The 20,512-nt window shown below is 50.4% G+C and carries 29 protein-coding genes and 2 pseudogenes; 28 read left to right on the top strand and 3 right to left on the bottom strand.

All coding sequences use genetic code 11. The annotated features are described in order from the left end of the window. The first annotated feature begins 296 nt into the window (after positions 1-296). The 3 genes from AACU19_RS15575 to AACU19_RS15565 are packed head-to-tail and all read left to right on the top strand — an operon-like array spanning position 297 to position 1,379. The gene (locus tag AACU19_RS15575) at positions 297-722 is read left to right on the top strand and encodes an antirestriction protein (protein WP_001198930.1); all 426 of its coding nucleotides are present in this window, start codon (positions 297-299) and stop codon (positions 720-722) included. A gap of 46 nt (positions 723-768) precedes the next feature. Further along, positions 769-1,191, top strand: a complete 423-nt coding sequence (locus AACU19_RS15570) for a DUF1380 family protein (RefSeq protein ID WP_105279158.1) — start codon at positions 769-771, stop codon at positions 1,189-1,191. Further along, entirely contained in the window at positions 1,188-1,379 is a 192-nt protein-coding gene (locus AACU19_RS15565; RefSeq protein WP_001027495.1) for a hypothetical protein, read from the top strand. Before AACU19_RS15570 ends, AACU19_RS15565 begins: the two co-directional genes overlap by 4 nt. Here the strand turns inward: AACU19_RS15565 and AACU19_RS15560 are convergent. Beyond that, positions 1,349-1,858 (bottom strand): hypothetical protein, encoded by a 510-nt coding sequence (locus tag AACU19_RS15560; protein WP_175172334.1) that lies wholly within the window; start codon positions 1,856-1,858, stop codon positions 1,349-1,351. The two genes, AACU19_RS15565 and AACU19_RS15560, sit on opposite strands and share 31 nt — an antisense overlap. 86 nt (positions 1,859-1,944) lie before the next feature. Here AACU19_RS15560 and AACU19_RS15555 point away from each other — a divergent pair. The 3 genes and pseudogenes from AACU19_RS15555 to AACU19_RS15545 form a co-directional block, all read left to right on the top strand. Further along, positions 1,945-2,067, top strand: a pseudogene (locus tag AACU19_RS15555) (single-stranded DNA-binding protein); the annotation flags it as partial. A gap of 32 nt (positions 2,068-2,099) precedes the next feature. Continuing rightward, positions 2,100-2,386 (top strand): annotated as a pseudogene (locus AACU19_RS15550) (hypothetical protein). A 120-nt stretch (positions 2,387-2,506) separates the two neighbouring features. After that, positions 2,507-3,328, top strand: a complete 822-nt coding sequence (locus AACU19_RS15545; RefSeq protein ID WP_001234475.1) for a DUF932 domain-containing protein — start codon at positions 2,507-2,509, stop codon at positions 3,326-3,328. Between the two features lie 295 nt (positions 3,329-3,623). Here AACU19_RS15545 and AACU19_RS15540 read toward each other — a convergent pair whose 3' ends face one another. Beyond that, a complete protein-coding gene (locus AACU19_RS15540; RefSeq protein ID WP_077629888.1) occupies positions 3,624-4,226 on the bottom strand; it encodes a transglycosylase SLT domain-containing protein in 603 nt (200 codons plus the stop codon). Between the two features lie 338 nt (positions 4,227-4,564). Here AACU19_RS15540 and traM point away from each other — a divergent pair, with 338 nt between their 5' ends. From traM to trbA, 22 genes are all read left to right on the top strand, one after another. After that, positions 4,565-4,948: a conjugal transfer relaxosome DNA-binding protein TraM gene (traM, locus tag AACU19_RS15535; protein WP_105279156.1), complete on the top strand. Its 384-nt coding sequence runs from the start codon at positions 4,565-4,567 to the stop codon at positions 4,946-4,948. A gap of 190 nt (positions 4,949-5,138) precedes the next feature. Continuing rightward, positions 5,139-5,786 carry a conjugal transfer transcriptional regulator TraJ gene (gene traJ, locus AACU19_RS15530; protein ID WP_000332519.1) on the top strand — a complete coding sequence of 216 codons (648 nt, stop codon included), beginning with the start codon at positions 5,139-5,141 and terminating at the stop codon, positions 5,784-5,786. A 135-nt stretch (positions 5,787-5,921) separates the two neighbouring features. Then, positions 5,922-6,137: a conjugal transfer relaxosome protein TraY gene (gene traY, locus AACU19_RS15525; protein WP_000086381.1), complete on the top strand. Its 216-nt coding sequence runs from the start codon at positions 5,922-5,924 to the stop codon at positions 6,135-6,137. A 42-nt stretch (positions 6,138-6,179) separates the two neighbouring features. Continuing rightward, entirely contained in the window at positions 6,180-6,578 is a 399-nt protein-coding gene (gene traA / locus AACU19_RS15520; RefSeq protein WP_105279155.1) for a type IV conjugative transfer system pilin TraA, read from the top strand. Positions 6,579-6,592: 14 nt separating this feature from the next. Beyond that, on the top strand, positions 6,593-6,904 hold the full coding sequence (gene traL / locus AACU19_RS15515) for a type IV conjugative transfer system protein TraL (RefSeq protein WP_000012106.1): 312 nt from the start codon (positions 6,593-6,595) through the stop codon (positions 6,902-6,904). A 21-nt stretch (positions 6,905-6,925) separates the two neighbouring features. Beyond that, on the top strand, positions 6,926-7,492 hold the full coding sequence (gene traE / locus AACU19_RS15510) for a type IV conjugative transfer system protein TraE (RefSeq protein WP_105279154.1): 567 nt from the start codon (positions 6,926-6,928) through the stop codon (positions 7,490-7,492). Continuing rightward, positions 7,479-8,207: a type-F conjugative transfer system secretin TraK gene (gene traK, locus AACU19_RS15505; protein ID WP_241957782.1), complete on the top strand. Its 729-nt coding sequence runs from the start codon at positions 7,479-7,481 to the stop codon at positions 8,205-8,207. The genes traE and traK overlap by 14 nt, the downstream gene beginning before the upstream one ends. After that, on the top strand, positions 8,207-9,634 hold the full coding sequence (gene traB / locus AACU19_RS15500) for an F-type conjugal transfer pilus assembly protein TraB (protein WP_000146655.1): 1,428 nt from the start codon (positions 8,207-8,209) through the stop codon (positions 9,632-9,634). Before traK ends, traB begins: the two co-directional genes overlap by 1 nt. Next, positions 9,624-10,214, top strand: a complete 591-nt coding sequence (gene traP / locus AACU19_RS15495; RefSeq protein WP_032151923.1) for a conjugal transfer pilus-stabilizing protein TraP — start codon at positions 9,624-9,626, stop codon at positions 10,212-10,214. The genes traB and traP overlap by 11 nt, the downstream gene beginning before the upstream one ends. After that, positions 10,201-10,398 (top strand): conjugal transfer protein TrbD, encoded by a 198-nt coding sequence (locus tag AACU19_RS15490; protein WP_001324648.1) that lies wholly within the window; start codon positions 10,201-10,203, stop codon positions 10,396-10,398. Before traP ends, AACU19_RS15490 begins: the two co-directional genes overlap by 14 nt. Positions 10,399-10,409: 11 nt before the next feature. Continuing rightward, a complete protein-coding gene (trbG, locus tag AACU19_RS15485) occupies positions 10,410-10,661 on the top strand; it encodes a conjugal transfer protein TrbG (protein WP_001038342.1) in 252 nt (83 codons plus the stop codon). Beyond that, positions 10,658-11,173, top strand: coding sequence for a type IV conjugative transfer system lipoprotein TraV (traV, locus tag AACU19_RS15480; RefSeq protein WP_000809838.1), 516 nt, complete (start codon positions 10,658-10,660; stop codon positions 11,171-11,173). Before trbG ends, traV begins: the two co-directional genes overlap by 4 nt. A gap of 134 nt (positions 11,174-11,307) precedes the next feature. Continuing rightward, positions 11,308-11,529 carry a conjugal transfer protein TraR gene (gene traR, locus AACU19_RS15475; protein ID WP_001278687.1) on the top strand — a complete coding sequence of 74 codons (222 nt, stop codon included), beginning with the start codon at positions 11,308-11,310 and terminating at the stop codon, positions 11,527-11,529. A gap of 159 nt (positions 11,530-11,688) precedes the next feature. After that, entirely contained in the window at positions 11,689-14,316 is a 2,628-nt protein-coding gene (gene traC, locus AACU19_RS15470; RefSeq protein ID WP_001064245.1) for a type IV secretion system protein TraC, read from the top strand. Beyond that, positions 14,313-14,699 (top strand): type-F conjugative transfer system protein TrbI, encoded by a 387-nt coding sequence (gene trbI / locus AACU19_RS15465; protein ID WP_105279153.1) that lies wholly within the window; start codon positions 14,313-14,315, stop codon positions 14,697-14,699. Before traC ends, trbI begins: the two co-directional genes overlap by 4 nt. Beyond that, positions 14,696-15,328 carry a type-F conjugative transfer system protein TraW gene (gene traW, locus AACU19_RS15460; protein WP_001203720.1) on the top strand — a complete coding sequence of 211 codons (633 nt, stop codon included), beginning with the start codon at positions 14,696-14,698 and terminating at the stop codon, positions 15,326-15,328. The genes trbI and traW overlap by 4 nt, the downstream gene beginning before the upstream one ends. Then, positions 15,325-16,317 carry a conjugal transfer pilus assembly protein TraU gene (gene traU / locus AACU19_RS15455; protein ID WP_000830183.1) on the top strand — a complete coding sequence of 331 codons (993 nt, stop codon included), beginning with the start codon at positions 15,325-15,327 and terminating at the stop codon, positions 16,315-16,317. The genes traW and traU overlap by 4 nt, the downstream gene beginning before the upstream one ends. Before the next feature lie 8 nt (positions 16,318-16,325). Beyond that, positions 16,326-16,964, top strand: a complete 639-nt coding sequence (gene trbC, locus AACU19_RS15450) for a type-F conjugative transfer system pilin assembly protein TrbC (protein WP_105279152.1) — start codon at positions 16,326-16,328, stop codon at positions 16,962-16,964. After that, the gene (gene traN / locus AACU19_RS15445) at positions 16,961-18,769 is read left to right on the top strand and encodes a type-F conjugative transfer system mating-pair stabilization protein TraN (protein ID WP_105279151.1); all 1,809 of its coding nucleotides are present in this window, start codon (positions 16,961-16,963) and stop codon (positions 18,767-18,769) included. Before trbC ends, traN begins: the two co-directional genes overlap by 4 nt. 26 nt (positions 18,770-18,795) lie before the next feature. After that, positions 18,796-19,056, top strand: coding sequence for a conjugal transfer protein TrbE (locus AACU19_RS15440; protein WP_000864348.1), 261 nt, complete (start codon positions 18,796-18,798; stop codon positions 19,054-19,056). After that, positions 19,049-19,792 (top strand): type-F conjugative transfer system pilin assembly protein TraF, encoded by a 744-nt coding sequence (gene traF / locus AACU19_RS15435; RefSeq protein ID WP_123057667.1) that lies wholly within the window; start codon positions 19,049-19,051, stop codon positions 19,790-19,792. Before AACU19_RS15440 ends, traF begins: the two co-directional genes overlap by 8 nt. Positions 19,793-19,807: 15 nt before the next feature. Continuing rightward, positions 19,808-20,155: a conjugal transfer protein TrbA gene (gene trbA, locus AACU19_RS15430; protein ID WP_032082949.1), complete on the top strand. Its 348-nt coding sequence runs from the start codon at positions 19,808-19,810 to the stop codon at positions 20,153-20,155. 1 nt (position 20,156) lies between these two features. On the opposite strand, the gene AACU19_RS15425 is transcribed toward trbA, so the two are convergent. Further along, positions 20,157-20,432, bottom strand: coding sequence for a hypothetical protein (locus tag AACU19_RS15425; RefSeq protein WP_063069765.1), 276 nt, complete (start codon positions 20,430-20,432; stop codon positions 20,157-20,159). Positions 20,433-20,512: the final 80 nt, after the last annotated feature.

Here is a 20,512-nt window from a genome sequence, read left to right as displayed (position 1 = left end):
ATGTGGCCTCAGCGTCGTGTGCGGGCGGTGCCGTGCCTCCATCTTAGCCGGGCTGGCGTTGATGCAAGGGTACGCTTCGCCGCTGCGGTCACCCGGTCCCTCCTTCCCGTCTGCCGTGATTTTCCGGTCGTTCGCCCGCTCAGGTTTCGCGGCCTCACCCTGCAACTCCCGTCAGCCGTGTGCGTCAGGCTGCGGCTTCTCTTGCGCCCTGTGCATCCCCGCCTTATCGCCCGGCTTTTCTGGAGGCACGGCACCGCCCGGTGTCGCGGAATATGTGAACAACGGAGGAAAACATCATGCAATATGCGAAACCTGTCACTCTGAATGTTGAAGAGTGCGACCGTCTCTCCTTTCTGCCTTACCTGTTTGGCAACGATTTTCTGTATGCCGAGGCGTATGTGTACGCGCTGGCGCAAAAAATGATGCCGGAATATCAGGGAGGCTTCTGGCACTTCATCCGCCTGCCGGACGGTGGCGGTTACATGATGCCGGATGGCGACCGTTTCCACATGGTGAACGGTGCAAACTGGTTTGACCGTACCGTGAGTGCTGATGCCTGCGGCATCATTCTGACTTCCCTTGTGATTAACCGCCAGTTGTGGCTGTACCACGACAGCGGTGATGCAGGACTGACCCAGCTTTACCGGATGCGCGATGCGCAGTTGTGGCGTCACATCGAATTTCACCCTGAATGCAACGCGATTTACGCGGCACTGGACTGATTAACGGACGGGGCGGCAATGCCGCCCCTGTAAAGGAGACGAGAACATGTACTGTACTGTTAAAGAAATCATCCGCGATGTACTGGATACAGACGTGCCGGACAGTGAATGCGTTTTTGCCGTGGTGCTGACCCGTGGGGATGTGCGCCACATAGCCCAGGACTGGAACCTGTCAGACGATGAGCTGGAAACCGTCATGCAGCGGCTGGACGATGCCTTTGAATATGGTGCGGATGTCAGCATTGTTCACGACGTTGTTCGTGAGCTGATGGAAGAAAAGCGTGCCAGCCGTCAGGTGACAGTTCCGGCGGTGATGCTGGAAAAAGTGATGGCGCTGGCAGGCAGTGAAATGAAGCGCCTGTATGCCGTCGGGAGTGAGAACGGGCGCGACGGTGATGCGTTCGTCAGGGAGGAACGCGAAGCAATGGACGTTGTGTTACAGGCGCTGGACGGGGAGCACATGTCATGAATATCAGCACAGAAACCCGCGAAATTCTGCGCAATTACAAAGCCGTGATTAATGCGCGACGTCGTGAAATGGGGCAGAAACCGCTCACCACCGCGCAGATTGTTGATGAAATCTGCGATTTTGTGGCGAATCAGCAGGCTGTTTTCCTGGGCGGTCACTACATCTTACAGGGCAGCAGAAACAGGTGATACAGGGCAGGCGGTGGAGGCCGCCTGTCAGCCCGCGCGAAAACCCCTGGCAGGCTGACGCCTGCCGGAAGGGAAGCGGGCCACGCTGACGCGTCGCCCGTTACCCTTCCTGTTTGTGATGTGTCCGGAATGTTTTTTTCTGATGTTATTTTTCTGTGGTTACCGTGCCTGTTACTGTTCTTCTTCTTTTTCCTCTTCCTCTTCTTCCTCTTCTTTCCGTTCCTCTCCTGCTTATGGCTTTTCCGGGCGTCCCCCTGGCGGGGCGGGCTGTCGTGAACGGAGCCAGCGAAGCTGTCTCCGCCCTGGCGGGCTTCCATCCCTGACGCGAAACCCTGGCTTGCAGCGACCGTTCCGGTCGCGCCGCCTCTGTCGCGCCGTGGCCTGCGCTCCCGGCATCCCGGCAAAAGGCCGCCGGGATGTAAGGCGCAACGCCGTTTCGCAAACCGCGCTTCACGTCGTTGCGGCGGGTCCCTGCTCATTGCCTGCCGGGTGCCACACACCCGTATGAGTCCCTGTCGCCGGGGGCTCATACAGCCACAACCGTCTCCGCCAGTCCAGGGGTGAAATGTACATCCCGCAAAAGTTTTTGCCCAAAAGCAGGCAAAAACTTTTGCGGTCTGCCCCCGGACAGTCGTTTCCGGCCGTGGCAGTGATGCCCCTTGCGGCGAAGGTTCTCAAAAAGATGATGGGGGCTGAAAACCAGAGAGAGGAGAAAGCAGGATGGGTACCCGAAATATCCACGTTAACACCGCGTCGTACACGCTTCTTGTTGCCGGGAAGAAAAAAACACCGGGGAAGAGTGGGACGTCCTGGAATTCAGCAGCCTGACTGAGCTGAAAAAATATCGCAAAAGCCACCCGGAAAAGATGGCCTTCAGCTATAGCTACGCGCTCAGCCGGGGTGTGGATACGCAGTTCCGCCATATCAACATTGCGGAAGCCGATCACTTCAAACAGTTACTGCGTCAGATTAAGCGTGCCGGCCTCGATATCCGGGCGATCTGCTGACCGGATGTGATGAATATCCCTCCTGATTGTTGCAATCATTGTTAATGATGACCAGGGGGGGATGATATTAAGCGGAAAAATTTTTTATTAAATTTATTCTTTCATAAAGGAGTAGCTGTTATGCGATTAGCTTCCCGTTTTGGTCGGTATAATTCCATCCGTCGTGAACGTCCTTTAACGGATGATGAATTAATGCAGTTCGTGCCTTCGGTATTTTCCGGTGATAAACATGAGTCCCGGAGTGAACGTTATACGTATATTCCAACAATCAATATCATCAATAAGTTACGTGATGAAGGTTTCCAGCCATTCTTTGCCTGTCAGAGTCGGGTTCGTGATTTGGGACGTCGCGAATACAGTAAACATATGTTACGTCTTCGCAGGGAAGGGCATATTAACGGGCAGGAAGTTCCTGAAATTATCCTGCTTAATTCACATGATGGTTCATCCAGTTATCAGATGATCCCCGGAATTTTTCGTTTTGTCTGCACAAATGGCCTGGTGTGCGGAAATAATTTTGGCGAAATCCGCGTTCCACATAAAGGTGATATTGTCGGGCAGGTTATAGAGGGCGCGTATGAAGTGCTCGGTGTCTTTGATAAGGTCACTGATAATATGGAGGCGATGAAAGAAATTCATCTTAACAGTGACGAGCAACATTTATTTGGCAGAGCTGCACTGATGGTCAGGTATGAAGATGAAAATAAAACGCCAGTGACGCCTGAACAAATAATTACTCCCCGTCGTTGGGAGGATAAACAGAACGATCTCTGGACAACCTGGCAGCGGGTTCAGGAGAATATGATAAAAGGTGGATTATCGGGGCGAAGTGCCTCCGGGAAAAATACCAGGACAAGAGCCATTACAGGTATTGATGGTGATATAAGAATCAACAAGGCGTTGTGGGTGATTGCCGAACAGTTCAGAAAGTGGAAGTCATGATAATATAAGTAAAGCCCCGAAAAAATTTCGGGACTTTACTTATATTATCATTCTTCGGCATCGCTGTGTCGTCTGATATACCTCAATTTCATCAACTGGCTTTTCGGTTGTCTGTAAATATTGTGCCCGCGAAAAATGGTCTGGCAGGAGGCTGCGCAGTTACCGGGTATATATAAGATGGGTTACCGCTTCGCGGGGTTTCGGCCAGTCAGTATTGTCACTCATATGATATTTTTGTGTGTGGCCTTCCATGCCGCTTTTGCGGCATAACCGGTATCTGACAATGTCTGTAAGATTAATTGTTCTGCACGCTGTTAATTTCCGGAAGTGATTTCTTCGTGGCCGGAATCCGGATACCTTTACTGCTTTTTATCCCGGTATAAATCCGGTAAACATCTGATGCGTAGGCAAGACGTCTCTGGTTCTGGCGTTCGGTCTTCCTGAATCCAGCATTGTATGCACCAACGGCCTCCCAGGAGACGCCCCATTTTTTAAAGGCTATTGCCAGATAATAAGCACCGGTATAAATGTTCATACAGGGATCTGTTGTCAGATGTTCCGGCTTAATTCCATAGCGGGCCAGTTCGTTAAAATGCTGGGAATCTACCTGCATCAGTCCGCTGCCATATCCTGTTACCGGATTAATACCGATGGCATTAACCCGGTAACGGGATTCTTTCCATGATATTGCTCTCAGTAAATCAGGATCTATTTTGTAATCCCGGCCTGCAAGATCAAAGCAATCAGTGGCATGGCAGATCTCATTTATAAACATCAGGCAGATGGCTAACATCCATTTTTTCATTTTTCCACCTCTGGTGACTTTATCCGTAAATAATTTAACCCACTCCGCAAAAAGGCTCAACAGGTTGGTGGTTTTCACCACTAAAAGCACCACACCCCACGCAAAAACAAGTTTTTGCTGATTTGTGTTTTAAATCATGTAATTAATGAAGTGTATTTATATTATATAATTTTGAATTATATTGCAGGGATTCGTGATAGATTCGATGGTGAATCTATCACGAATTGTCAATGATTCAGTAATGACTATTTTTTTGAAAACATCTATTTACTTGGCGCGAGAATCTATATTAGATTCGTCATTTGATGATTGCTGATTCGTATAGTGAATCGTGATTTTAGTATGATGAATCTAATGGCGACTCGTCGTAAGGTGCAGAATAGAGAGCACGAAAACATATTGTTTGTTTAGGAAGATAAATAAGGTGTGTTATGGCCAAAATTCAGGTTTATGTTAATGACCATGTATCTGAAAAAATAAATGCTATTGCTGTGCAGAGGCGAGCAGAGGGAGCAAAAGAGAAAGATATTAGTTATTCAAGTATTGCCTCTATGTTGCTTGAGTTAGGATTGCGAGTTTATGAAGCGCAGATGGAACGAAAAGAATCAGCATTTAATCAGGCAGAGTTTAATAAACTTCTTCTTGAATGTGTTGTAAAAACGCAGTCAACAGTGGCAAAGATTTTAGGTATTGAGTCTCTTAGCCCTCATGTTTCCGGAAACCCGAAGTTTGAATATGCCAATATGGTTGAAGATATCAGAGAGAAGGTGTCGGTTGAGATGGAAAGGTTCTTTCCAAAAAATGATGATGAATAAAGGGAAATAAATTTTGACTTTGTTCAAATATCAGAGTTTTTTATGGTTCGAACTGATGACAATAATCAGAGTAATTAGTATATTGATTACGTGGTTAATGCCACGTTAAAAATTGAAACTGAAAATCGCCGATGCAGGGAGCAGCCACTCCCTGCATCGACTGTCCATAGAATCCTTAACGGAGGTTCCTATGTGTGCGATGGATCGTAGAGAAAGAGCACTCATCAGTCAATTGCATTTCCCTCATAGTCTTGGAGAGGCTATTTCGTTTTTAAAATATCCTGTATGTGTCCGCTTCGAGGATGGTTCTTTTATTAAGGAAAATAACTGCTTTGAAAAACTTATCAGATCGTCATTTAATTCATGTGATGAATGGTTTGATAGTTTAACGTTGGAATGTAAATTACAGTTATCTAGAGCAGAGATTGTATCATCCTCTTCTATTTATGGTGTAAATTGTAATAATGACATATTACTTAATAATACGTTATGGAGTGTGATTATAGAAAGTGTTATAACACCATGCGGCTATTTCTTTATCTGGAGGTTTATTGGGGTAGCAAATGATAATCTGTCATCGTTTGTTGTGTCTAAATACTCCAATGAATTAATTGTACCCTCTGATGAATATGTAGGTATTGAGCCATATCTGATAGGGTTTAGCCATCATTATTCATCAGCAAAGATGAACATCACTGTGTCTAAATCAAAGAAGAAAACCATGAAATTATTTAAACGATATGGATTTAGTTCTAGAGATCTCTGGTTGGATGAAATGATTAGAACGGAAAGGATACTTCCTTTATATGCTAAAGTAAAAGAAATATTGGGAAGATAAGCTGTTAACTTATTGTTACTTTGCGGGAACCATTGGTTCCCGTTTTTGTTAATATAATTTACTCTATTTTTGTTTTCATTAAAGATGATTTATATGATTATATTTTATTATCTCAAGTAATTATGCGGAGGGAACGTGAGCAGAGGGAGAACCAGAGCCGCACCAGGTAACAAAGTCTTATTAATACTGGATGAGACAACTAATCAGAAACTTTTAGCAGCCAGGGATCGTAGCGGAAGAACAAAAACTAATGAGGTGTTCATTAGACTAAAAGATCATCTCAATCGTTTTCCCGACTTTTATAATGCATCTTTAGTAAAGGAGGAAGCTGAAGACATCGACGATATATAAAGAGTTTTATTTTTTACTATCAATATTAAACAGAGGAATCATATGGACGCCGTTTTAAGTGTTCAGGGTGCTTCTGCGCCCGTCAGAAATAAGTCGTTTTTTTCTAAATTTACTCGTCTGAAAAAGTATTTCTCTTTCAGACCCTCTCGTCTGAATATGCTTCGCCTGGCTCGCGCTGTGATCCCAGCTGCTGTTCTGATGATGTTCTTCCCGCAGCTGGCGATGGCCGCCGGCAGTAGTGGTCAGGACCTGATGGCAAGCGGTAACACCACGGTTAAGGCGACCTTCGGTAAGGACTCCAGTGTTGTTAAATGGGTTGTTCTGGCTGAAGTTCTGGTCGGTGCGGTCATGTACATGATGACCAAAAACGTCAAGTACCTGGCCGGTTTTGCCATCATCTCTGTATTTATTGCTGTGAGTATGGCCGTCGTTGGCCTCTGACAGGAAATAAAACGATGTCGGGAGACGAGAATAAACTTAAGAAATATCGTTTCCCGGAAACACTGACCAACCAGAGCCGCTGGTTTGGCCTGCCACTGGATGAACTGATCCCCGCAGCAATCTGTATTGGCTGGGGTATCACAACATCGAAATATCTGTTCGGTATTGGTGCAGCGGTTCTGGTTTATTTCGGGATTAAAAAACTGAAAAAAGGGCGGGGCAGTTCCTGGTTACGTGACCTGATTTACTGGTATATGCCAACAGCCCTGCTGCGCGGTATTTTTCATAATGTTCCCGATTCGTGTTTCCGGCAGTGGATTAAATAGAACTGATACCAGGATTGTTATATGGAACACGGTGCCCGTTTAAGTACCAGTCGTGTAATGGCCATCGCCTTTATATTTATGTCAGTGCTTATTGTTCTCAGCCTCTCTGTTAACGTCATTCAGGGGGTGAATAACTACCGTCTTCAGAATGAGCAACGCACTGCCGTGACGCCAATGGCATTTAATGCCCCCTTTGCCGTGTCACAGAACAGTGCTGACGCCTCTTATTTACAGCAGATGGCGCTGTCATTTATTGCCCTCCGTCTGAATGTTTCATCAGAAACCGTCGATGCCTCACATCAGGCGCTTCTGCAATATATCCGCCCGGGCGCACAGAACCAGATGAAAGTTATTCTGGCTGAAGAAGCGAAGCGTATTAAAAACGATAACGTGAGCTCAGCCTTTTTCCAGACCAGTGTTCGTGTCTGGCCTCAGTATGGCCGTGTGGAAATTCGTGGTGTGCTTAAAACCTGGATTGGTGATTCAAAACCTTTCACTGATATCAAACATTACATCCTTATTCTAAAGCGGGAAAACGGGGTGACCTGGCTGGATAATTTCGGGGAAACAGACGATGAGAAAAAATAATACGGCAATAATATTCGGCAGCCTGTTTTTTTCCTGCAGCGTGATGGCCGCAAACGGTACGCTGGCCCCCACCGTGGTGCCAATGGTGAACGGTGGTCAGGCTAGTATTGCCATCAGCAATACTAGCCCGAATCTGTTTACCGTTCCCGGTGACCGGATTATCGCCGTGAACAGTCTGGATGGTGCCCTGACCAATAATGAGCAGACCGCCTCCGGCGGTGTGGTGGTTGCCACCGTCAACAAAAAGCCCTTTACGTTCATTCTGGAAACAGAACGTGGTCTGAATCTTTCCATTCAGGCCGTTCCCCGTGAAGGCGCGGGGCGTACCATTCAGCTGGTCAGTGACCTGCGCGGAACCGGAGAAGAAGCCGGCGCGTGGGAAACGTCCACGCCTTACGAATCCCTGCTTGTGACCATCAGCCAGGCTGTCCGTGGCGGAAAATTACCTGCAGGCTGGTATCAGGTTCCTGTGACAAAGGAAACCCTGAAGGCCCCTGCGGGTCTGTCTTCAGTGGCAGATGCAGTATGGATGGGGAATCACCTGAAGATGGTCCGCTTTACCGTGGAAAATAAAACGCTGTCTGCCCTGAATATCCGGGGAAGTGATTTCTGGCAGCCGGGAACCCGTGCCGTGATGTTCAGCCAGCCTGCCAGCCAGTTACTGGCAGGTGCGCGCATGGATGTGTATGTCATCCGTGACGGGGAGGGCAACTGATGGCCAGTATCAATACCATTGTGAAACGCAAGCAGTACCTGTGGCTGGGGATTGTGGTTGTCGGTGCAGCCTCCGCGATTGGTGGTGCGCTGTATCTGTCTGATGTGGACATGTCCGGTAACGGTGAAACCGTGGCTGAACAGGAGCCTGTGCCGGATATGACCGGTGTGGTGGATACGACCTTTGATGACAAGGTGCGTCAGCATGCCACCACCGAGATGCAGGTGACGGCAGCGCAGATGCAGAAGCAGTATGAGGAAATCCGTCGTGAGCTGGATGTTCTGAACAAACAGCGCGGTGATGACCAGCGTCGTATTGAAAAGTTGGGACAGGACAATGCCGCCCTGGCAGAGCAGGTAAAAGCCCTGGGTGCTAATCCCGTCACGGCGACCGGTGAGCCTGTACCGCAGATGCCTGCCTCACCGCCCGGCCCGGAAGGCGAACCACAGCCAGGAAACACCCCCGTATCCTTCCCGCCGCAGGGCAGCGTTGCTGTTCCACCGCCGACGGCGTTTTATCCCGGGAATGGTGTCACGCCACCACCACAGGTGACGTACCAGTCTGTGCCGGTGCCTAACCGGATACAGCGTAAGGTGTTTACCCGTAATGAGGGAAAACAGGGACCATCACTGCCGTACATTCCGTCAGGAAGTTTTGCGAAAGCCATGCTGATTGAAGGGGCGGATGCCAATGCCTCTGTCACCGGTAATGAATCCACGGTGCCGATGCAGCTGCGTATCACCGGCCTGGTGGAAATGCCGAACAGCAAGACGTATGACGCAACGGGATGTTTTGTGGGTCTGGAAGCCTGGGGGGATGTGTCCAGTGAGCGTGCCATTGTACGCACCCGCAATATCAGTTGCCTGAAGGACGGCAAAACTATTGATATGCCGATTAAGGGGCATGTCAGCTTCCGGGGTAAAAACGGTATCAAGGGCGAAGTGGTGATGCGTAACGGCAAAATCCTCGGCTGGGCATGGGGCGCGGGATTTGTTGACGGTATCGGTCAGGGAATGGAGCGCGCCTCCCAGCCGGCTGTCGGGCTGGGTGCCACAGCCGCTTACGGGGCTGGTGATGTCCTGAAAATGGGTATCGGTGGCGGCGCATCGAAAGCCGCACAGACGCTCAGTGACTACTACATCAAACGTGCCGAACAGTATCACCCGGTGATACCGATTGGTGCGGGCAACGAAGTGACCGTGGTGTTCCAGGACGGCTTCCAGCTGAAAACCGTGGAAGAGATGGCGCTGGAACGCACGCAGAGCAGAGCGGAAGAAGACAATCCGGAAAGTCCGGTTCCTGTTCCGCCATCGGCTGAAAGTCATCTTAACGGCTTTAATACTGACCAGATGCTGAAGCAGCTGGGCAACCTGAATCCGCAGCAGTTTATGTCCGGCAGCCAGGGAGGGGGCAACGATGGCAAATAATATGTCGTCCCGTCAGGCGTGCCATGCCGCCCGGTATGTTGTCGCCCGGGTTCTGCGAGGACTGTTCTGGTGTCTGAAGTACACCGTCATTCTGCCACTGGCCACAATGGCCCTGATGGCTCTGTTTGTTTTATGGAAGGACAACACCACGCCGGGGAAATTACTGGTTAAGGAGATTAACTTCGTAAGACAAACAGCACCTGCCGGACAGTTCCCGGTCAGTGAATGCTGGTTTTCTTCCTCTGATTCTTCAGGCAGATCAGAAATACAGGATATCTGCCATTACCGCGCGGCTGATGCTGCAGATTATGTCAGGGAGACTGACCGGTCACTGATGCAACTGGTCACCGCATTATGGGCAACACTGGCACTGATGTATGTCTCGCTGGCAGCGATCACCGGGAAATATCCGGTGCGACCCGGAAAAATGAAATGTATCCGGGTGGTAACCGCAGATGAACATCTGAAGGAAGGTTATACGGAAGACGCTTCCCTGCCGGGAAAAATCAGGAAATGCCCTGTTTATCTTCCTGATGACAGAACAAACAGAAACAACGGAGATAAAAATGAACATGCGTAATATTAATGTTATTACAGCCCTCTCTGTGCCGGGTAAAACCGTGTCAGATGATTTTATGCATGCTGTTCTCAGTAACTGCGCCACAAGAATCGTACTTCCTGCACCGGAGAAATTCGGTTCTGAGTCATTGCCGGACAATTTTAATATGACTGCTGTCGGTGTGATGAAGAATTCAGAAATATAAGGAACCCTTCGATGAATAAGCTGGTTTCTGATGGCAGCGTCAAAAAAATAAATTATCCGGTGCTGTATGAGTCCGGAATAACACCTCCGTTATGTGAAGTCAGTGCACCAGAACCTGATGCGGGTGGGAAACGCATTGTGGCATATGTTTATAAATCATCACGGAGTACGGTTTTTGAAAATCCTGACATTGTAAAAACCTGTACGGTCAGGGATTTGAAGAAGGATTTTGTGAACTGCGATGAGAAAGGTGAGGGACAATGAAACAGATTTCTTTCTTTATTCCTCTGCTGGGGACCTTATTACTTTCCGGCTGTGCCGGAACCAGTACGGAATTTGAGTGTAACGCCACCACATCCGATACCTGTATGACGATGGAGCAGGCCAATGAGAAGGCCAAAAAACTGGAGCAGTCCTCAGAAGCAAAGCCGGTTGCGGCATCACTGCCGCGCCTGGCTGAAGGGAACTTCCGGACAATGCCGGTGCAGACCGTCACCGCGACCACTCCGTCCGGCAGCAGACCTGCGGTGACAGCACATCCGGAGCAGAAACTGCTGGCACCTCGCCCGCTGTTTACCGCTGCCCGGGAAGTGAAAACGGTTGTTCCGGTCAGTTCAGTTACGCCGGTAACACCTCCTCGTCCGCTAAGAACGGGTGAGCAGACGGCAGCATTATGGATAGCGCCTTATATTGATAACCAGGATGTTTATCATCAGCCATCCAGCGTGTTTTTTGTTATTAAACCGTCTGCGTGGGGAAAACCACGTATTAATTAACTGGCCCTGAAGTTGTATATCAGCCGGCAATGCCGGCGGGCTTTCTGTATTCAAAATCTGCCTGTAAAACGAGTGCCCTGTGCGTGAAAAGGGATGGGCGGTAGCGTGTCAGAACATGTCGGGAGGAATATTCCGTGAGTGATGAAGCCGATGAAGCATATTCAGTGACAGAACAACTGACCATGACAGGAATAAACCGGATACGCCAGAAAATAAATGCTCATGGTATTCCTGTTTATCTCTGTGAAGCATGCGGAAATCCTATTCCGGAAGCCCAGCGGAAAATATTTCCCGGTGTGACGTTGTGCGTTGAATGTCAGGCGTATCAGGAAAGACAGAGAAAACATTATGCATAAGTCAGTCGCAGAACATAGTGATTTAATTCCGGATGAACATGAGTGGATATTCAGAAAACAGAAATCTTTGTATATGAGCCGGGAAATGGCGCGTTAATTACAGGTATTCCCTTCATGGCTACCGCATTTCTCGCTTTATTTTTCAACTAAGGAATTCATGTGAATAACCCACTTGAGGCCGTCACTCAGGCGGTTAACTCCCTCGTCACAGCACTGAAACTGCCTGACGAATCCGCAAAGGCCAATGAAGTTCTGGGCGAAATGAGCTTCCCGCAGTTCAGCCGTCTGCTGCCGTACCGTGATTACAACCAGGAATCCGGTCTGTTCATGAATGACACCACGATGGGCTTTATGCTGGAAGCCATCCCCATCAATGGGGCGAATGAGTCCATTGTGGAGGCCCTCGATCACATGCTGCGCACCAAACTGCCGCGCGGTATTCCGTTGTGTATCCATCTGATGTCCAGTCAGCTGGTTGGTGACAGGATTGAATACGGGCTGCGTGAGTTCTCCTGGTCAGGTGAACAGGCTGAACGGTTTAACGCCATTACCCGGGCCTATTATATGAAAGCGGCAGCGACACAGTTTCCGCTGCCGGAGGGGATGAATCTGCCCCTGACCCTGCGCCATTACCGGGTGTTTATCTCGTACTGTTCTCCTTCGAAGAAAAAAAGCCGGGCCGACATTCTGGAAATGGAAAACCTGGTGAAAATCATCCGGGCGTCGTTACAGGGGGCCAGTATCACCACACAGACGGTGGATGCACAGGCCTTTATCGATATTGTCGGGGAGATGATTAACCATAACCCGGACTCCCTGTACCCGAAAAGACGTCAGCTGGACCCGTATTCTGATCTGAATTATCAGTGTGTGGAGGACAGTTTTGATCTGAAAGTCCGGGCTGATTACCTGACGCTGGGCCTGCGTGAGAACGGCAGGAACAGCACGGCCCGCATCCTGAATTTCCATCTGGCCCGTAACCCGGAAATCGCCTTCCTGTGGAACGTGGCCGACAACTACAGCAACCTGCTGAACCCGGAACTGTCCATCTCCTGTCCATTCATCCTGACGCTGACTCTGGTGGTGGAAGACCAGGTGAAAACCCACAGCGAAGCCAACCTGAAGTACATGGACCTGGAGAAAAAGTCGAAGACCTCCTATGCCAAATGGTTTCCGTCCGTGGAGAAAGAGGCGAAGGAGTGGGGGGAACTGCGTCAGCGGCTGGGCTCCGGTCAGTCCTCCGTGGTGTCCTACTTCCTCAACATCACAGCATTCTGCAAGGACAATAATGAAACGGCGCTGGAAGTGGAGCAGGACATCCTGAACAGCTTTCGTAAAAACGGTTTTGAGCTGATTTCACCGCGCTTTAACCACATGCGCAATTTCCTGACCTGCCTGCCCTTTATGGCCGGGAAAGGGCTGTTTAAACAGCTGAAAGAGGCCGGAGTGGTTCAGCGCGCAGAGAGCTTTAATGTTGCCAACTTGATGCCGTTAGTGGCGGATAACCCCCTGACACCGGCAGGTCTGCTGGCACCCACCTACCGTAACCAGCTGGCGTTTATCGATATTTTCTTCCGGGGGATGAATAACACCAACTACAACATGGCGGTCTGTGGCACCTCCGGGGCCGGTAAAACCGGGCTGATACAGCCACTTATCCGCAGCGTGCTGGACTCCGGAGGCTTTGCCGTGGTGTTCGACATGGGGGATGGATATAAGTCCCTGTGTGAGAACATGGGCGGGGTGTATCTGGACGGTGAAACCCTGCGTTTTAACCCGTTTGCGAACATCACCGATATTGACCAGTCAGCGGAGCGTGTCCGTGACCAGTTGTCAGTGATGGCCAGCCCCAACGGTAACCTGGATGAAGTGCATGAAGGTCTGCTGTTGCAGGCGGTCAGAGCCTCCTGGCTGGCCAAAGAGAACAGAGCACGTATTGATGACGTGGTGGATTTCCTGAAAAACGCCAGTGACAGCGAGCAGTATGCCGAGTCACCGACTATCCGCAGCCGTCTGGACGAAATGATTGTGCTGCTTGACCAGTACACTGCCAACGGCACTTACGGCCAGTATTTTAACTCTGATGAGCCGTCCCTGCGGGATGACGCAAAAATGGTGGTGCTGGAGTTGGGCGGACTGGAAGACCGTCCGTCACTGCTGGTTGCGGTGATGTTCTCCCTGATTATCTACATCGAGAACAGGATGTACCGCACGCCGCGTAACCTCAAGAAACTGAACGTTATTGATGAAGGCTGGCGTCTGCTGGACTTCAAAAATCACAAGGTCGGTGAATTTATTGAGAAAGGCTACCGTACGGCCCGCCGTCATACCGGTGCCTATATCACCATCACACAGAACATCGTCGACTTTGACTCTGATAAGGCCTCCAGTGCTGCCCGCGCGGCATGGGGTAACTCCTCCTACAAAATTATCCTCAAACAGAGTGCGAAGGAGTTCGCGAAATACAACCAACTGTATCCGGACCAGTTCCTGCCACTGCAGCGCGACATGATTGGTAAGTTTGGTGCGGCCAAAGACCAGTGGTTCAGTTCCTTCCTGCTGCAGGTGGAAAACCATTCCTCCTGGCACCGTCTGTTTGTGGACCCGTTAAGCCGCGCCATGTACAGCTCTGACGGCCCGGATTTTGAGTTTGTGCAGCAGAAGCGTAAAGAGGGGCTGAGTATTCATGAGGCAGTGTGGCAGCTGGCGTGGAAGAAGTCAGGGCCGGAGATGGCTTCGCTGGAAGCCTGGCTGGAAGAACATGAGAAATACAGGAGTGTGGCATGAGTTCAACGCAGAAACCCGCCGACGTCACGGCAGAACGACGCAGCCACTGGTGGTGGACGGTGCCGGGATGCCTGGCAATGGTGTTACTGAACGCAGCCGTCAGTTACGGCATTGCCAGACTGAACGCACCGGTGACTGTCGCCTTCAACATGAAACAGACCGTGGATGCGTTTTTTGACAGCGCCAGTCAGAAACAACTGTCAGAAGCGCAGTCAAAAGCCCTTTCAGCGCGTTTTAACACGGCACTGGAAGCCAGCCTGCAGGCGTGGCAGCAGAAACACCACGCGGTCATTCTGGTGTCGCCTGCTGTGGTACAGGGGGCACCGGATATCACCCGGGAAATCCAGCAGGATATTGCCCGGCGAATGAGGGCGGAACCATGAGATGCCGGGGGCTGATTGCCCTGCTGATATGGGGGCAGAGTGTGGCCGCCGCCGATCTTGGTACCTGGGGCGATCTGTGGCCGGTAAAGGAGCCGGACATGCTGACGGTGATCATGCAGCGCCTGACGGCACTGGAGCAGTCCGGTGAGATGGGCCGGAAAATGGATGCCTTTAAGGAGCGGGTGATCCGCAACAGTCTGCGGCCCCCTGCCGTGCCCGGTATCGGACGCACGGAGAAATACGGCAGCCGGTTGTTTGACCCGTCCGTCAGACTGGCTGCGGATATCCGGGATAACGAAGGGCGGGTGTTTGCCCGTCAGGGTGAAGTGATGAATCCGCTGCAGTATGTTCCTTTTAACCAGACGCTGTATTTCATCAATGGCGATGATCCGGCGCAGGTGGCCTGGATGAAACGCCAGACGCCGCCCACACTGGAGAGCAAAATTATCCTCGTGCAGGGCAGTATCCCGGAGATGCAGAAGTCTCTGGACAGCCGTGTTTACTTTGACCAGAACGGTGTGCTCTGCCAGCGCCTCGGCATTGATCAGGTCCCGGCACGGGTGAGCGCCGTTCCCGGCGATCGCTTCCTGAAGGTGGAATTTATTCCGGCAGAGGAGGGCAGAAAATGAAGCGAAGGCTGTGGCTGCTGATGTTATTCCTTTTCGCCGGTCATGTCCCTGCGGCGTCTGCGGATTCTGCCTGTGAGGGGCGTTTTGTAAACCCGATCACAGATATCTGCTGGAGCTGTATTTTCCCGCTCTCGCTGGGCAGTATCAAAGTCAGTCAGGGTAAGGTCCCCGACACGGCGAACCCGTCGATGCCCATTCAGATTTGTCCGGCACCGCCGCCGCTGTTCAGGCGTATCGGGCTGGCCATTGGTTACTGGGAGCCGATGGCGTTGACGGACGTCACCCGATCACCGGGATGCATGGTGAACCTGGGCTTCAGCCTGCCGGCTTTTGGTAAAACGGCACAGGGAACGGCGAAAAAGGATGAGAAGCAGGTAAATGGGGCGTTCTATCACGTTCACTGGTACAAATACCCGCTGACGTACTGGCTGAACATCATCACATCGCTGGGCTGTCTGGAAGGTGGTGACCTGGATATCGCTTATCTTTCTGAAATCGACCCCACCTGGACGGACAGCAGCCTGACCACCATTCTCAATCCGGAAGCTGTCATCTTTGCCAATCCGATAGCACAGGGAGCCTGCGCAGCAGATGCGATTGCCAGCGCCTTTAATATGCCTCTCGATGTTCTGTTCTGGTGTGCCGGTTCGCAGGGAAGTATGTACCCGTTCAATGGCTGGGTGAGTAATGAGTCCAGTCCGTTGCAGTCCTCCCTGCTGGTCAGTGAACGCATGGCGTTCAAGCTGCACCGTCAGGGCATGATTATGGAAACCATCGGGAAAAATAACGCCGTCTGTAATGAATATCCGTCCCCAATCCTGCCCAAAGAACGCTGGCGTTACCAGATGGTGAATATGTATCCGGATAGCGGGCAGTGCCACCCGTTCGGGCGCAGCGTGACCCGCTGGGAAACCGGGAAAAATCCGCCCAACACAAAGAAAAACTTCGGCTACCTGATGTGGCGTAAACGTAACTGTGTCTTCCTGTGAAGTGAATGATGAAGCTGAGTATGAAATCTCTGGCAGCACTGCTGATGATGCTGAACGGGGCGGTTATGGCGTCAGAAAACGTGAACACTCCTGAAAACCGCCAGTTCCTGAAGCAGCAGGAAAATTTAAGCAGACAACTGCGTGAAAAACCTGACCATCAGCTGAAAGCCTGGGCGGAGAAACAGGTGCTGGAGAACCCCCTTCAGCGTTCAGATAACCATTTCCTGGATGAGCTGGTTCGTAAACAGCAGGCTTCGCAGGACGGGAAACCCCGGCTGGGTGCCCTGTATTTTGTGTCGTTTTCCATTCCCGAAGAGGGGCTGAAACGGATGCTGGGCGAAACCCGGCACTACGGTATTCCGGCCACACTGCGGGGCATGGTGAATAATGACCTGAAGACCACCGCTGAAGCCGTGTTGTCCCTGGTGAAAGACGGCGCAACTGATGGTGTTCAGATCGACCCGACGCTGTTTTCACAGTACGGCATTCGCAGCGTACCGGCACTGGTGGTGTTCTGCAGTCAGGGATACGACATCATCCGGGGAAACCTGCGGGTCGGCCAGGCGCTGGAGAAAGTGGCCGCCACGGGTGACTGCCGGCAGGTGGCTCATGATTTACTGGCAGGGAAAGGAGATTCCGGGAAATGAAACGTATTTTACCTCTGATACTGGCTCTGGTTACCGGTATGGCACAGGCTGACAGCAACAGTGATTACCGGGCCGGTTCTGATTTTGCTCACCAGATCAAAGGGCAGGGAAGCAGCAGTATTCAGGGCTTTAAACCACAGGAGAGTATCCCCGGCTATAACGCGAATCCGGACGAGACAAAATATTACGGTGGCGTGACTGCCGGCGGGGATGGCGGCCTGAAAAATGACGGCACCACGGAATGGGCGACCGGTGAAACCGGAAAAACCATCACAGAGTCATTCATGAACAAGCCGAAAGACATTCTGTCACCGGATGCTCCGTTTATCCAGACCGGCAGGGATGTGGTGAATCGGGCTGACAGCATTGTGGGAAACACCGGGCAGCAGTGCAGTGCGCAGGAGATTAGCCGGAGTGAATACACGAATTACACCTGTGAGCGGGATTTACAGGTGGAGCAGTACTGCACACGAACTGCCCGTATGGAGCTGCAGGGGAGTACCACATGGGAAACCCGGACGCTGGAGTATGAAATGAGTCAGCTACCTGCACGTGAAGTGAATGGTCAGTATGTTGTCTCCATTACCTCTCCCGTTACCGGTGAAATTGTCGATGCGCATTACAGCTGGAGTCGTACTTACCTGCAGAAGAGTGTACCTATGACAATTACAGTACTGGGAACCCCACTGAGCTGGAATGCCAAATACTCAGCAGATGCCTCATTTACACCAGTACAGAAAACACTGACTGCCGGTGTGGCTTTTACGTCATCTCACCCCGTCCGGGTCGGGAATACAAAATTCAAACGTCATACGGCAATGAAGCTGCGTCTGGTTGTCAGGGTAAAAAAAGCCTCGTACACCCCGTATGTTGTCTGGTCTGAAAGGTGCCCGTTTAGCAAGGAGCTGGGGAAACTGACAAAAACAGAATGTACGGAGGCTGGCGGGAACAGGACGCTGGTGAAAGATGGTCAGTCATACAGCATGTACCAGAGCTGCTGGGCATACCGGGACACGTATGTCACGCAGTCAGCAGACAAGGGAACCTGTCAGACCTACACCGACAATCCTGCCTGTACCCTGGTGTCACACCAGTGCGCCTTTTACTCCGAAGAAGGTGCCTGTCTGCATGAATATGCCACCTACTCCTGCGAGTCAAAAACATCAGGGAAAGTGATGGTCTGTGGGGGAGACGTCTTCTGTCTCGATGGCGAATGCGATAAGGCTCAGGGCGGGAAGAGTAATGATTTTGCTGAAGCTGTTTCTCAGCTGGCAGCACTGGCCGCTGCAGGTAAGGATGTTGCGGCGCTGAACGGGGTGGATGTCCGTGCTTTCACCGGTCAGGCGAAATTTTGTAAGAAGGCTGCAGCCGGATACAGCAACTGCTGTAAGGACAGCGGCTGGGGACAGGATATCGGGCTGGCCAAATGCAGCAGTGATGAAAAGGCCCTGGCTAAAGCAAAATCAAACAAACTGACCGTCAGCGTCGGGGAGTTCTGTTCGAAGAAAGTGCTGGGCGTCTGTCTGGAGAAAAAACGCAGCTACTGTCAGTTTGATTCGAAGCTGGCGCAGATAGTCCAGCAGCAGGGGCGCAACGGTCAGTTGCGTATCAGTTTTGGCAGAGCGAAGCATCCTGACTGTCGGGGGATTACGGTTGATGAGCTGCAGAAAATTCAGTTCGACAGACTGGATTTCACTAACTTCTACGAAGACCTGATGAATAACCAGAAAATCCCGGACAGTGGCGTTCTGACGCAGAAAGTGAAAGAGCAGATTGCTGACCAGCTGAAACAGGCAGGACAGTAAGGTAGGGAAAATAACCGGGGGAAATGATGAAGGTCATATTCACTTCTAATCGTCTTGTTGATTTTCTTATCCGGCTTTTGATTACAGCGATTGTCATTTCCCCGGTAATTATCTGGTCGTGGGATACGGTAAAAGAAACCACTGCAGGTGAGATGCTTGCTGCCTGTTTTGTTATTTTTTACTCCGGTGTGCTCCTGTTTATTCTGTATTTTTGTTTTTCTGCCCTGACTGACCTGCAGAAACCTGATGATGAAAGAAAAAGTGATGAAAGGAATGAAGATGAATAAAGCATTACTGCCACTGTTACTCTGCTGCTTTATTTTTCCGGCGTCAGGAAAAGATGCAGGCTGGCAGTGGTATAACGAGAAAATAAATCCGAAGGAAAAAGAAAATCAACCCGCACCTGCAGCCCCCCGTCAGGAACCGGATATTATGCAGAAACTGGCCGTGCTGCAGACGGCAACAAAGCGGGCGCTGTATGAAGCCATTCTGTATCCCGGTGTGGATAATTTTGTGAAATATTTCCGTCTGCAGAATTACTGGACTCAGCAGGCCGGGCTTTTCACCATGAGCGCCAAAAAAGCCATGCTGGCGCATCCCGAACTGGACTATAACCTGCAGTACAGCCATTACAACGGCACGGTCCGGAACCAGCTGGCGGCAGACCAGGCGCAGCAGCGACAGGCCATTGCGAAACTGGCTGAACACTACGGCATCATGTTCTTTTACCGGGGGCAGGACCCCATCGACGGGCAGCTGGCGCAGGTCATTAATGGCTTCAGGGATACCTATGGTCTGAGTGTTATTCCCGTTTCCGTGGATGGCGTGATTAATCCGCTGTTGCCGGATTCCCGGACTGACCAGGGGCATGCGCAGCGCCTCGGCGTGAAATATTTCCCGGCCATGATGCTGGTTGACCCGAAACAGGGCAGTGTTCGCCCGTTATCATACGGCTTTATTTCGCAGGACGACCTGGCAAAACAGTTCCTGAACGTTTCTGAAGATTTTAAACCCAATTTTTAATCGCGGATTTGATTTATGAGTGAAGATTATTTGAAAATGTTTACAGGTGTTGTTCTGTTAATGTTTGTCATTATTGCCGGTTATTTCTTTTCTGAGCGTAATGACAGGAAAATGTTTCTCCTGAGCTCACTGGTTTTCCTTGTTATTAATATCGCGTGTTTATATGTGCTTACCGCCAGTCTCTGGTTTCTGTGTGGTGCAATTATGAGTCAGGGCGCAGCACTGGTTGTTTCAATAGTTGCGGCCGCATTACCGGACGTTACGAGCTTCGACAGGTTCAGAAGAATATTTATCTGTATTATGTTGTCATCGGTATGGTCCGGAGTGATGTGGTTTTTTATAAGGGGGCTTATGACAGGCTAAGTCATATAAAACGGTCATAAAAACCATACAAAATAATGAGGTTGATTACTGAAGACCATATGATAAACCATACCGCAATCCAGTGGCTTCTGAATAGCTCACAAAAATAAATATAGATACTTAATAAACTTATTACAAGATAGTTAGGGAAGGCATTGACCGGTAATGAATGTGATGCTGCATATATCAGCGCAATAATTGCCGCATTTCCCAGTAACGACTCTCTTATTATGTTTCTGATTATTTCCAGTTTTTCTTTAAAAGATCGCTTTTCCATTTGTACCTCTGATTAATATCACACAAACGCGAATATTACAGACATGAATACTCTCATGTAAATAATAACCGGAGTTTAAC

The organism is Escherichia sp. MOD1-EC4550 (assembly GCF_963876935.1).
Taxonomy (GTDB): domain Bacteria; phylum Pseudomonadota; class Gammaproteobacteria; order Enterobacterales; family Enterobacteriaceae; genus Escherichia; species Escherichia coli_F.
This window is presented reverse-complemented; position numbering and strand designations above follow the sequence as displayed.

Excerpts from the sequence above, each read along its gene's own strand:
- AACU19_RS15575 (WP_001198930.1), top strand. The coding sequence starts at position 297 with ATGCAATATGCGAAACCTGTCACTCTGAATGTTGAAGAGTGCGACCGT.
- AACU19_RS15570 (WP_105279158.1), top strand. The coding sequence starts at position 769 with ATGTACTGTACTGTTAAAGAAATCATCCGCGATGTACTGGATACAGAC.
- AACU19_RS15565 (WP_001027495.1), top strand. The coding sequence starts at position 1,188 with ATGAATATCAGCACAGAAACCCGCGAAATTCTGCGCAATTACAAAGCC.
- AACU19_RS15560 (WP_175172334.1), bottom strand. The coding sequence starts at position 1,858 with ATGAGCAGGGACCCGCCGCAACGACGTGAAGCGCGGTTTGCGAAACGG.
- AACU19_RS15545 (WP_001234475.1), top strand. The coding sequence starts at position 2,507 with ATGCGATTAGCTTCCCGTTTTGGTCGGTATAATTCCATCCGTCGTGAA.
- traM (WP_105279156.1), top strand. The coding sequence starts at position 4,565 with ATGGCCAAAATTCAGGTTTATGTTAATGACCATGTATCTGAAAAAATA.
- traJ (WP_000332519.1), top strand. The coding sequence starts at position 5,139 with ATGTGTGCGATGGATCGTAGAGAAAGAGCACTCATCAGTCAATTGCAT.
- traA (WP_105279155.1), top strand. The coding sequence starts at position 6,180 with ATGGACGCCGTTTTAAGTGTTCAGGGTGCTTCTGCGCCCGTCAGAAAT.
- traL (WP_000012106.1), top strand. The coding sequence starts at position 6,593 with ATGTCGGGAGACGAGAATAAACTTAAGAAATATCGTTTCCCGGAAACA.
- traE (WP_105279154.1), top strand. The coding sequence starts at position 6,926 with ATGGAACACGGTGCCCGTTTAAGTACCAGTCGTGTAATGGCCATCGCC.
- traK (WP_241957782.1), top strand. The coding sequence starts at position 7,479 with ATGAGAAAAAATAATACGGCAATAATATTCGGCAGCCTGTTTTTTTCC.
- traB (WP_000146655.1), top strand. The coding sequence starts at position 8,207 with ATGGCCAGTATCAATACCATTGTGAAACGCAAGCAGTACCTGTGGCTG.
- traP (WP_032151923.1), top strand. The coding sequence starts at position 9,624 with ATGGCAAATAATATGTCGTCCCGTCAGGCGTGCCATGCCGCCCGGTAT.
- AACU19_RS15490 (WP_001324648.1), top strand. The coding sequence starts at position 10,201 with ATGAACATGCGTAATATTAATGTTATTACAGCCCTCTCTGTGCCGGGT.
- trbG (WP_001038342.1), top strand. The coding sequence starts at position 10,410 with ATGAATAAGCTGGTTTCTGATGGCAGCGTCAAAAAAATAAATTATCCG.
- traV (WP_000809838.1), top strand. The coding sequence starts at position 10,658 with ATGAAACAGATTTCTTTCTTTATTCCTCTGCTGGGGACCTTATTACTT.
- trbI (WP_105279153.1), top strand. The coding sequence starts at position 14,313 with ATGAGTTCAACGCAGAAACCCGCCGACGTCACGGCAGAACGACGCAGC.
- traW (WP_001203720.1), top strand. The coding sequence starts at position 14,696 with ATGAGATGCCGGGGGCTGATTGCCCTGCTGATATGGGGGCAGAGTGTG.
- traU (WP_000830183.1), top strand. The coding sequence starts at position 15,325 with ATGAAGCGAAGGCTGTGGCTGCTGATGTTATTCCTTTTCGCCGGTCAT.
- trbC (WP_105279152.1), top strand. The coding sequence starts at position 16,326 with ATGAAGCTGAGTATGAAATCTCTGGCAGCACTGCTGATGATGCTGAAC.
- traN (WP_105279151.1), top strand. The coding sequence starts at position 16,961 with ATGAAACGTATTTTACCTCTGATACTGGCTCTGGTTACCGGTATGGCA.
- AACU19_RS15440 (WP_000864348.1), top strand. The coding sequence starts at position 18,796 with ATGAAGGTCATATTCACTTCTAATCGTCTTGTTGATTTTCTTATCCGG.
- traF (WP_123057667.1), top strand. The coding sequence starts at position 19,049 with ATGAATAAAGCATTACTGCCACTGTTACTCTGCTGCTTTATTTTTCCG.
- trbA (WP_032082949.1), top strand. The coding sequence starts at position 19,808 with ATGAGTGAAGATTATTTGAAAATGTTTACAGGTGTTGTTCTGTTAATG.
- AACU19_RS15425 (WP_063069765.1), bottom strand. The coding sequence starts at position 20,432 with ATGGAAAAGCGATCTTTTAAAGAAAAACTGGAAATAATCAGAAACATA.